The sequence below is a fragment of the Streptomyces sp. NPDC026246 genome (assembly GCF_055567995.1).
This window is the reverse complement of record NZ_JBVHPJ010000021.1, coordinates 77,234-86,158: the sequence shown is the minus strand read 5'-3', so window position 1 is coordinate 86,158 and position 8,925 is coordinate 77,234. Positions and strand designations below refer to the sequence as shown.

Sequence of the window (8,925 nt, the reverse complement as noted above, 5' to 3'; positions counted from 1 at the left end):
CCCACCGCCACCGCCCCTCCAGCCACACCGTGCACCAGGCCCCGTTCTCCACCGTGTTCCCGGCCTCGGCCTGGGTCTGGCGTTCCTCCGCGCGCTTCTCGCCGGCGGCCGCCTGGCGGTCCAGAGCGGCCTGGTACTTCGGCTGGTACTTCAGGCAGTCCGGGCAGGTCACCAACGTGCCCTCTGGCAGAGCACCCTGCTCGGCCGAGCTGCCGCATAGGGCCAGACCGGTCACCCACTCCTCCCAGCGGGGCTCCCACTCGTACAACGACAGATGCACAAGGTGCGCCTCGTCCGGCAGTTGCAGGGATCCCACGGGGCGCAGGTAGCGGAGGGACTTGTCCAACTCGGTCGCTCCAGTCGCTTCCCCCTCCGGCTCGCCAACCCGGGCACACGCCTCGGCAATGATCCGCTCGACGTCCCAACCCGAACCTGCCGGCTGGTACTGCCCATCCCAACGCATCTGCTCCAGCATCTGCGTGGCGTGATCGTGAATCCGCTCCATATCGGAGGCCGTCGCACTGTGGCTGTGGCCGCAAGGCTGCATGGCGATCACGCCGTCGTAGCGGATCGGATCCTGAATCCACCATGTCTTCGCCTCCGCTACCAGCTCCTTGCACGTGGGGCAGGGCGGGAAAGTCAGCAACAGAACCTTGAGTCCTGCGTGCATCTGGCGTCGGCGGTACTCCAGGACGACGGCCCACGCGAGCAGGTCGGCGTCGGAGAGTGGGCGTGGGTCAGTCATGCTGCTCCTTCGAGAGCGGTCGGGTTCCAGGTGTCGGGGCCGGGGATCGTGACGACACGACGCCCCCGCCACTTCGCGGGCCAGATCCGGCCCACATGCCGCCCCGACCGGGCACAGGCACCGTGCCGGGCGAGCCGGCCACGGCTGCTCATAGCGACGCGCTGCTGACAGTCGGGGCAGTCGATACGGATGGTCACGCCGCTTCCTTCCGGGTCTTGGGGTGGGGTCGGGCGTGGGCGCGGCGGGGCCGGCCGCGGCGAACCGTCCGCGCCAGATGCTCAACGGCCAGGGCCACCGCGACGGAGATGGCCGTGCAGGCGAGAACCGCGCCCATGGTGAGGGTCCGGCTGCCAGTCGCCGCCAGCCACGCCCACGCTGTGGCGAGCGCTATCGCCCCCGTCAGGGCGCAGCCGGCTATCAGGGCCCGTGCCGGGCTCACGACGCCTGCTCCACCCACAGAGGCGACTCGCCCCGGGCGGGCCGCCACACCGGGCGGGAGGAGACGTGCCAGACCCGGTCGTCGTCGGGGCAGCGGTAGGTGCGGCACTCCACCTGCCCCGCTTCCCCTTCTGCGGTGCGCTGGCGGCGTGCCTCGCCCATCGCCACGGTGGCCCTGGCGTCCGTCACGTACCGCACCTTTGGCCTGCCGGCGTGGCTGCGGCAGCGGCACTTCGACGGCACCCGCTTCCGGTAGCCGGTCACCACCCGGGTACGGATGAACTCCTCCAACCCCGGGCGGCGGACACCGAGCCAGACGGGCATGCCCTGGCCGGCAGGGAGGGCGTACAGCTTCGTGGCACCGTTCGCGCCGTTCCGCCCGGCCTGCCCGGACGTGACCATGACGGTGTCGCCGGAGGGATGCGTGGCCTCGAGGCGGGCCCGCAAGGCGGTGTGGGTGATGTGCACGGTCCAGCCGTGGGCGTGCAGCAGCGGTTCCCATTTGGCGACGCGGTCGCGGGGCGTCAACCGGGGTGCGGGCGGGGCGGTTGCGTCTTCGGGCATGGCTCTCCTCAGTTCTGGGTGATGTGGTTGGCGCCCCGGGCGCGGTGATCGGTCTCGCCCGCCGATGGCGGTGTCTAAGATGTCCGTTTCGTGGGGGTGAGAAGGCCGTACTCCACAGCCATCCGAACCGCGGCAGACCGCCGCTCCTCACCCCGTCGCAGATGCGTCAGCCCAAACCGCCGATAGATCTCCGACAAGCGAGCCGTCACCGAATCCCGCGACACCCCCAAACCGGCAGCCGCACCGCGAAGCGAACCGGCAGAAGCAACCGCGCCCAGAACCCGAATCTGCGAAGGGGTCAAGGTTGGTCGCAGAGCCGGCGCCTGCCACTGCCCAGTCAGCAGGTCACCGACACCCACCCCTAGCGCAGCACTCGCCGCGACGAAGACACGCAGCGTGGTCTGCCCGTTCTCCAGACGCTTCACCGTGTCCAGGCACACGCCGGTGCGTAGGCCCAGCTCGGTCTGGGACCAGCCGCGGGCTCGGCGTTCGGCGCGGATGCGGTCACCGATGTCGGCGAGGACGTCGTCCCAGTCAGGGGAAGCGGTGGGCCCGCCGTGCGAGGACGACGGGCCCACCTGAATCGGAGCAGTCATCGGGAAGCTCCCCCAGCAGCCAGCACCAAGGCCCGAAGGTTCTCGAGAGCCCTACCGCGTGCGGTGGAGTCGGCACGCAACTCCTGGCAGAGCTCCATCAGCCGGGTCCGGTGCTGCTCGTTCCTGGCTATCAGCCACTCGGCCACGGTCTCCGGGCTGTAGCGGACGATCTGGTCGGCCGGGATGTCGGTGAGGGCAGTCACTCGCCACCGCCCAGGCGCGGCTCCACCCGGGTCCGGCCCCGGTTGTAGTGCGGCACCGGGTCCAGGCCCGGCACGAACCCGTAGTCGTCCCCAGTCAGTTCAGCGCCATCGGACCGGCGGTGATACACCGTCTCGGAGTCCGGGTCGTCCTCGTCGCTGCCCTCCAGCACGCGGCTGGATGAGTCGATGCCAGCCGCTGCCAGCTGCGCGTCGGTCATCTCGTTCAGGGGCATCGTCTGCCCCGCCAGTACCTGGTACGTGGCGGCCTGGGGGACGTGCTCGAACGCGTCGTGCAGCTCGTTCAGCATGGCCACGAACCGCACCTGCCATCCCTCTGGCATCGACTGGAGGAACGTCCGCGGCAGGACCAGGTAGTTGGCGTAGGACAGGCCGAAGTACGTGTGGACGTCCTCCATGCCGTCCGAGCCGATTGCGGCCCGGTAGGCGGCGGTGAGGTTCTCGATGGCCTGGACGTGCTCCAGGGCTTCCGTCTGGCGGCCGGCCTTGGCGAAGCCGTGCGCGTAGTCGGCTTGCTGGGCGAGGCCGGTCAGGAAGTGGTGGTGCGTCTCGCGGGTGGTGGTGTCGGGTGTGGTGGTCATGGTGCCTTCCGGGTGAGGGTGCGGATGGTGTGCCGGGCGATGCGCGGGCCGAGTTCGATGACGGCGAGCGGCCACAGCAGGAACGCGGTCACGGGGCAGGGGTGGCGGCGTTGATCGCGCGGGCCACGGCCAGGGCGTGGTTGGTGCTGCACCAACCGCATTCGTCGCCGCCACGCTCGGACGGGTCGAGCACGGCGAGGCAGCCCAGCCAGTCGGCGAGGGCGTCCGCAGCGGCTGGCGGGATGCGCACGGCGACTGTGTGGGCGGCGACGGCTGGCGAGGACGGGCGCAGCGTCTCGGATGCGACGGAAAGCTCGGTGCCGGGTGTGCTGTTCACGGTGTCTCCTTGTGTGGGTGGTCAGGCGGGCGTCAACGCGCGGCGGGCATCGGCGCGGGGGTCATGAGGCGTTGCCGTGGCGGCGGCGGAACTGCTGCATGAGGCGGGCCTTCTGCCGAGCCCTACGGCGCTCCTCGACGCCCTCTGGGACCGGCCGGTCGTCCCGTGCGGCGTCCCGCAGCGCGGCCACATCGGCACGCAGGGACCGCATGCGCTCACGCACGCCCTCCCACGTATCGATGGCCTGCGCCGCGCCCCGCAAAGTCAGGCGACCATCACTGGCCTCGGCGAGGAGCTGCACAGCCACGTCACGCCGGATATCGCCGGCGTCGACGCGGGAGCCGTAGAACTCGATGTCGGATATGAGGTCCATGACGGTCCTCCTGGTCTGTGGCGGGTAGGGGTCTGCCCCGCCCTGAGGGGGGTTCGGGGCGGGGCAGATGCCGCGCCAGGGGGGGTGCGCGGCTCGGAGGGCCCGAGCGGGCCGGGTTCAGGTGGTGGGGTCGGGGAGGACCCGGTAGGCGCTGGCCTGGTAGCCAAAGTCGGCCCACTTCGCGGCGTGCTGTGGGGCCACGACGGTTGTCAGGTGCTGGCGGACAGCCGGTTCGTCGGCGTCGGGCACGGTCAGTGCGGTGCCGGGGACGGTGTAGCCATCCGGGTCGACCAGGCGGAGTTCGGGCATGGGGTCCCCCGGTTGTTCGGGTGGTGGGGCTTGGATACCTCCACCATACCCGTCTATGCATGGCACTGCAATGCAGAGCGAGGGATTGATGGCGGGCATGCGAAAGGGGCCCAGCCACAAGGCCAGACCCCTACGCGACCCCACCTAGATCAGAAAGGCGGCTCATCACCCGACGAACCCGACCACCCACCCGACTGCTGCGTACCCGGCACACCCGACGCCCACGGATCCTCACGACCCTCCTGCGACGTCTGACGACTCGCCTGCCGCAACGCCTCCTGCCCCCTCCCCGACCCGCCCGCCTTCGTCACCTTCGCCGTAGCGTTCCGCAGAGACGGGCCGATCTCGTCGACCTCCAACTCCATCACCGTGCGCTTCACGCCCTCACGGTCCTCGTAGGAGCGCTGCTTCAGCCGGCCCTGCACGATGACCCGCATCCCCTTCGTCAGGGTCTCCGCGACGTGCTCCGCTGCCTGCCGCCACACCGAGCAGCTCAGGAAGAGGCTCTCCCCGTCCTTCCACTCGTTCGTCTGCTTGTCGAACGCCCGCGGAGTCGACGCCACACGGAACTTCGCCACCGCCACCCCGTTCGGCGTGAACCGCAGCTCCACCTCGTCCACCAGGTTCCCGACCACGGTCAGGATCGTCTCTCCAGCCATCAGGCAGCCTCTCCCATCTCGTTCCTCGTCAACGTCTTCACGACCGTCGTGCCGGCCGTCATCTGCTCGTAGGCCTTGCGCACCGTCTCCCGGTTCAGACCTAGGTCTCGCGCCACCTGCCGGAGCGTTGCACCCTCGCCGTGCATACGCCGGATGTCCGACCCCGCCATGCGGATCACGTCGTTCACGGTCAGCCCCGCGCCCGACTCCAGCCGCACACGAGCTTCTTCGTCCCACATCCGCGTCAGCGCATCCCCCTTGCCATCAGAGTTCAGCCGCTCGAGGGCTATCTCCCGCTGGCGCAGCACCGACAGGGAAGCACTCACGAAGCTCTGCGAGACGCCCAGCACCACACCAATCTCCGTGTGCGACAGCCCGCGCCGCTCCAGGGTCTTTAGCCGCTCCTTCGACGTGGCGAGCAGCTTCTCGACCATGGACGCGTTGTTCGGGCGCTCCTGGCCGTGAGGGGCCGGCACCAGCATCCGGAAGGCCCGGTAAACGGCGCCCTCGGTCGATCCCAGCTCACCGGCTACCTGCTCCACGCTCATGTGGTGCTGCACCAGGCAGGCCAGCATGTACGCGCCGTGCTGCACAGCCATCTGCCGTGCCGACATCCGCCCCCGGCGACGGACCCGCGAGGGGTCCCCCTGGCCGGCCGGGCACAACGAACTCCGCCGCTCCTCCGGCGTCAACCCACCACAGATGGCGTCCGACTCCCCACGCCGAAACGCATCCTCCAAACAGGCCTGCCTCACCGGGCAGGCTGAGCAGACCTGCTTCGCCTGCTGGATCCGCTCCAATGGAGTGTCGGGCTCCGGGAAGAACAGGTCCGGGTCGGCGGTGGCGCACACGGCCTGCGTCCGCCAGTCCTCTGCCAGCGTCATCGTGCTCATGCCGGCACCTCCTGGGCGTCCTTGGCACGGAACTCGGCCACAGCGCGCTTCACAGCCCAATGCCCCACGCCCAACTCGGCGCCTATGTCCCGCAGCGACGCATTCTGCTCCAGGCGCTGCTCGATCAGCTCACGGTTCGACCGGCACACGTTGATGTGCGAGAACCGGGTGCGGCCGATCCGGCGCCGCTCCACCTCCGACAGGCCACCCCACACGCCGCTGTACTGGGCGGTGTCCAGCGCCCACTCGAGGCACTGAGCCCGCACCGGGCAGCCGGCGCAGATGCGCTTCGCGGCTTCGGTCTGCCGCTCCATGACGATGCCATTGCCGACTGGGAAGAACAGCTCGGGATCGACCTGACGGCAGACGGCGTGGTCACGCCAGTTCGCTTCGGCCGTGGCGTTTGTTGTGTCGTGGCGGGTGTTGGTGGTCATGCTTCGGCTCCGGGAAGGGTCGGCCAGGTCGCTTTGTCGAGGGCGGCCCGGTGGGTCTTGGGGAGGTCGGTGATGGGGTGGCCGAGCCAGTCGCGGCCGGCGGCCATCAACGCGACGGCGTCGGCGGCGTTGTCGTTGCCTTCGGTGGCCCAGTTGGGGAAGCGTCGGGCGATGCTGTCGACGACGGCGCCTTTGGGGGCGTTGCCTTTGCCGGTGGCGTAGAGGGCGCGGGCGTTGGGGGCCATGAGGGCGACGGGGAGGTTGGTCTGGGTGAGTTCGTTGTAGAGGTGCCACCAGAACCATCCGCGTTCGTGGGCTCCTCCTCCGCTGCGGGAGACGGCGGGGAGCTCCATGACGACGAGGTCGGGGAGGTAGATGCGGTCGAGGATCTGGGTGGCGAGGGTGCGCATTGCGCGGATGCGTTCGGGGTGGGGGAGTTGGGTGATGCCGGGGTCTTTGGCGCGGGGGCGCTTGTAGCCGATGACGTTGACCCAGCCGTCGCTGGAGGCGATGCCGGTTCCTGTGAGCGAGGGGTCGATGCCGATGACGGTGGGGCCGGTGAGGGCGGCGGCTTCGGTGAGGGCGGGGGCTGTTGTGGTCACGGGGTGGTCTCCGGTGTGGGGCGTGGGTTGGTGGGTTCGGGTAGGCCGAGGGCTTGGGCGAGGGCGCGGCGGGCGGTGTCGTCGTAGGTCTGGTTGTGGATCCAGGTGGTGACGATGGCGAGGCGTGCGCGGAGGAGGGCGAGGTCGTTCTCGGCTGCGAGGAGGTCGGGGTGCCGGGTGCGGAGCTGGCCGGCGAGTTGGGCGGTGTAGGCCGGGGCGGTGTCAGTCATCGGTGTCGCGTCCCCAAGTGGCGCGCCGCAGGTTGCCCAGGGCGGAGTCGTGGCGGCCGTCGTGGCCAGCGGGGAGCTCGCAGCGGGTGTAGCCGGCCCCTCCGTACTCGGCGGTGCACTGGTGCTGCACGGGCTCTACGGCGAGCCCTGCTTGGCGAGCGAGGGTCTGGAGGGCGGTGAAGTGCTGCTGTGCGTCTGCGCGGGTCTGCGCTAGCTCCCTCTCCAGCTCGGCGACTCGCTCTTCGGCCTTGACGCGGAACTCGTGCGGGGTGGGGCGTTCGCGGCGCTGGATGGTGACGGTGTACGAGTCGTAGGGGGTGTCGCTGTCGCGCAGGTCGAGGGAGATGGCGGGGGCCTGCATCTCGGTCTCGACGTAGTTCTCGGCTCCGTAGCCATGGAGGATGCCGCGCATGCTGGCGACGAACACCTTGAGCATCTCGGTGGCGGGTTCGAGGTCGAGGCAGACTTCGCCGTCTCTGACGGTGAGGGCCTTGAGCATGGTGCCGTCGGCGAGGATCTCGGCGGCGAGGTCGCCGAGGCCGTCCATGGCGTAGTCGGCAGCCTGGTTGAAGTCGGGGCGGCGGCCGGTGCGGCGCCATTCGGTCCAGGACGCGGCTAGGGCGTTGGTGATGGCGGTGTGGGCCTGTTTCCAGCGGCGGTCGCGCTGCTCTTGGGTGAGGGTGTCGTTCACGGCTGGAGGTGCTCCTTGGCGGTGTCGTGGTCGGCGCGGTTGGTGAGGCCGTCGGCTATGTCCTGGGTGGAGAGGGGCTGCGTCTGGTCGGTGCCGGTGTTGGAGTGGGCGAGGGTGTCGGCGAGGACGCGCGGGGCCGGCTCGGGCGGGGTGAGGGGGATGGGGATGGTTTGGGTGGGGGCTTCGCCGAGGAGGTCGGGGCGGGCCCAGGTGGGGCCGGTGTGGATGCCGAGGGCGGCGAGCTCGTCGCGGGTGAGGCGGGGGATGTGGGTGAAGGTGGCGTGGGTTTCGGTGCAGCGGTCGGTGTGGACGCGGACGGCGGCCGCGGTGGAGGGGGAGTCGAGGACGTACTCGTGGATGGCGCCCATGGGGCAGGTGGCCTGCCAGGTGAGGGTGCGGGTGGTGTGGTCGTAGGCGAGGAGGCTGCCGTCCTTCAGTGGCCTGGTGGCGGTGTTGTTGCGGTGGTCGTGCCAGTCGCGGATGCGGTGGATGGGGAGGCCGGCGAGGCGGGCGGCGTGGGTGGCGTAGATCTGGGCGTCGGTTACGAAGTCGCTGCGGCGGGTGGGCTTGTTGGGCGGGGCGGGGAGGGCCTTGACCAGGGACAGGCGGGGTTCGGTCTTCTTCGCTGCGGTCTTGCGGGGCGGCCGGGTGGTGGTCTTTTTGGCGGCCGTCTTCTTCGCCGGTGTTGGGGTGGTCTTTTTGGCGGTGCGTGTCCGAGCGGTCATGGCCGTCTCCGTCCTGCGGGTGTGGTGCTGGGGCTGGGTGGTGCTCCGGTGCTGGTCAGGCGGTGGCTTCCCAGAGCGTTCGGGGGATGTGCTCGGTGCCGTTGGGCTGGCGGGGTCGCGATGGGACGTTCCAGCCGGGGCGTGCGGGGCGGTGGGCGATGACGCGCCATCCGGCTGCTCGGAGGCTGGCGCCCGTCTCCTCGGCCTGCGTGTAGGTGATCAGCCGTGTGTAGCCGAGGGCGCTTGCTGCGCGCCAGGCTGCGCCGTACAGCATTGAGTTCGCGTTGCGGGTGCCGTCGGTGGCGGTGCGGGTGACCTCGAGCGTGTGGCCGTTGTCGAGGTGCCGGGCGACGGGGCGGCCGACGATGGCGACCCCGCGGAGCGTGCCGTTGTCGTCTGCTACGCCTATGCAGAACTTGCAGCCGACGGGGGGTCGGTTGTGGCGGTGCCACATGGCCACGAAGGCGGCAGCGTCGGTGAACCGGATGGGCACGAGGTGCAGGGTCATGCGCTGTGCCTTTCGTGGT

17 protein-coding genes are annotated in these 8,925 nt (G+C 70.1%); all 17 read right to left on the bottom strand.

Translation table 11 applies throughout. The features are described 5' to 3' along the window. Positions 1–745: hypothetical protein (locus tag ACZ4M5_RS33805; RefSeq protein ID WP_467742778.1), on the bottom strand; the 745-nt coding region annotated here is incomplete at its 3' end. A gap of 193 nt (positions 746–938) precedes the next feature. Then, a complete protein-coding gene (locus ACZ4M5_RS33800) occupies positions 939–1,184 on the bottom strand; it encodes a hypothetical protein (RefSeq protein WP_467742776.1) in 246 nt (81 codons plus the stop codon). Further along, a complete protein-coding gene (locus tag ACZ4M5_RS33795; RefSeq protein ID WP_467742774.1) occupies positions 1,181–1,747 on the bottom strand; it encodes a hypothetical protein in 567 nt (188 codons plus the stop codon). The genes ACZ4M5_RS33800 and ACZ4M5_RS33795 overlap by 4 nt, the downstream gene beginning before the upstream one ends. 74 nt (positions 1,748–1,821) lie before the next feature. Beyond that, positions 1,822–2,343 carry a helix-turn-helix domain-containing protein gene (locus tag ACZ4M5_RS33790; protein ID WP_467742772.1) on the bottom strand — a complete coding sequence of 174 codons (522 nt, stop codon included), beginning with the start codon at positions 2,341–2,343 and terminating at the stop codon, positions 1,822–1,824. Then, complete coding sequence (locus ACZ4M5_RS33785) at positions 2,340–2,546, bottom strand: hypothetical protein (protein WP_467742770.1); 207 nt, start codon at positions 2,544–2,546, stop codon at positions 2,340–2,342. Before ACZ4M5_RS33785 ends, ACZ4M5_RS33790 begins: the two co-directional genes overlap by 4 nt. Beyond that, positions 2,543–3,145: a hypothetical protein gene (locus ACZ4M5_RS33780; protein WP_467742768.1), complete on the bottom strand. Its 603-nt coding sequence runs from the start codon at positions 3,143–3,145 to the stop codon at positions 2,543–2,545. The genes ACZ4M5_RS33785 and ACZ4M5_RS33780 overlap by 4 nt, the downstream gene beginning before the upstream one ends. 88 nt (positions 3,146–3,233) lie before the next feature. Continuing rightward, the gene (locus ACZ4M5_RS33775; protein ID WP_467742766.1) at positions 3,234–3,482 is read right to left on the bottom strand and encodes a hypothetical protein; all 249 of its coding nucleotides are present in this window, start codon (positions 3,480–3,482) and stop codon (positions 3,234–3,236) included. Positions 3,483–3,543: 61 nt separating this feature from the next. Next, positions 3,544–3,855 carry a hypothetical protein gene (locus tag ACZ4M5_RS33770; protein ID WP_467742764.1) on the bottom strand — a complete coding sequence of 104 codons (312 nt, stop codon included), beginning with the start codon at positions 3,853–3,855 and terminating at the stop codon, positions 3,544–3,546. A gap of 117 nt (positions 3,856–3,972) precedes the next feature. Further along, positions 3,973–4,164 (bottom strand): hypothetical protein, encoded by a 192-nt coding sequence (locus tag ACZ4M5_RS33765; RefSeq protein ID WP_467742763.1) that lies wholly within the window; start codon positions 4,162–4,164, stop codon positions 3,973–3,975. Between the two features lie 149 nt (positions 4,165–4,313). Beyond that, a complete protein-coding gene (locus ACZ4M5_RS33760) occupies positions 4,314–4,823 on the bottom strand; it encodes a single-stranded DNA-binding protein (RefSeq protein WP_467742761.1) in 510 nt (169 codons plus the stop codon). After that, the gene (locus tag ACZ4M5_RS33755) at positions 4,823–5,716 is read right to left on the bottom strand and encodes a WhiB family transcriptional regulator (protein ID WP_467742759.1); all 894 of its coding nucleotides are present in this window, start codon (positions 5,714–5,716) and stop codon (positions 4,823–4,825) included. The genes ACZ4M5_RS33760 and ACZ4M5_RS33755 overlap by 1 nt, the downstream gene beginning before the upstream one ends. Then, the gene (locus ACZ4M5_RS33750) at positions 5,713–6,150 is read right to left on the bottom strand and encodes a WhiB family transcriptional regulator (protein WP_467742757.1); all 438 of its coding nucleotides are present in this window, start codon (positions 6,148–6,150) and stop codon (positions 5,713–5,715) included. The genes ACZ4M5_RS33755 and ACZ4M5_RS33750 overlap by 4 nt, the downstream gene beginning before the upstream one ends. After that, positions 6,147–6,752 carry a hypothetical protein gene (locus tag ACZ4M5_RS33745; RefSeq protein ID WP_467742755.1) on the bottom strand — a complete coding sequence of 202 codons (606 nt, stop codon included), beginning with the start codon at positions 6,750–6,752 and terminating at the stop codon, positions 6,147–6,149. The genes ACZ4M5_RS33750 and ACZ4M5_RS33745 overlap by 4 nt, the downstream gene beginning before the upstream one ends. Next, complete coding sequence (locus ACZ4M5_RS33740) at positions 6,749–6,982, bottom strand: hypothetical protein (protein ID WP_467742750.1); 234 nt, start codon at positions 6,980–6,982, stop codon at positions 6,749–6,751. Before ACZ4M5_RS33740 ends, ACZ4M5_RS33745 begins: the two co-directional genes overlap by 4 nt. After that, on the bottom strand, positions 6,975–7,673 hold the full coding sequence (locus ACZ4M5_RS33735; RefSeq protein ID WP_467742747.1) for a hypothetical protein: 699 nt from the start codon (positions 7,671–7,673) through the stop codon (positions 6,975–6,977). The genes ACZ4M5_RS33740 and ACZ4M5_RS33735 overlap by 8 nt, the downstream gene beginning before the upstream one ends. Next, positions 7,670–8,398, bottom strand: coding sequence for a hypothetical protein (locus ACZ4M5_RS33730; RefSeq protein ID WP_467742745.1), 729 nt, complete (start codon positions 8,396–8,398; stop codon positions 7,670–7,672). The genes ACZ4M5_RS33735 and ACZ4M5_RS33730 overlap by 4 nt, the downstream gene beginning before the upstream one ends. Before the next feature lie 55 nt (positions 8,399–8,453). After that, a complete protein-coding gene (locus ACZ4M5_RS33725; protein ID WP_467742743.1) occupies positions 8,454–8,906 on the bottom strand; it encodes an XF1762 family protein in 453 nt (150 codons plus the stop codon). Between the last annotated feature and the right edge of the window lie 19 nt (positions 8,907–8,925).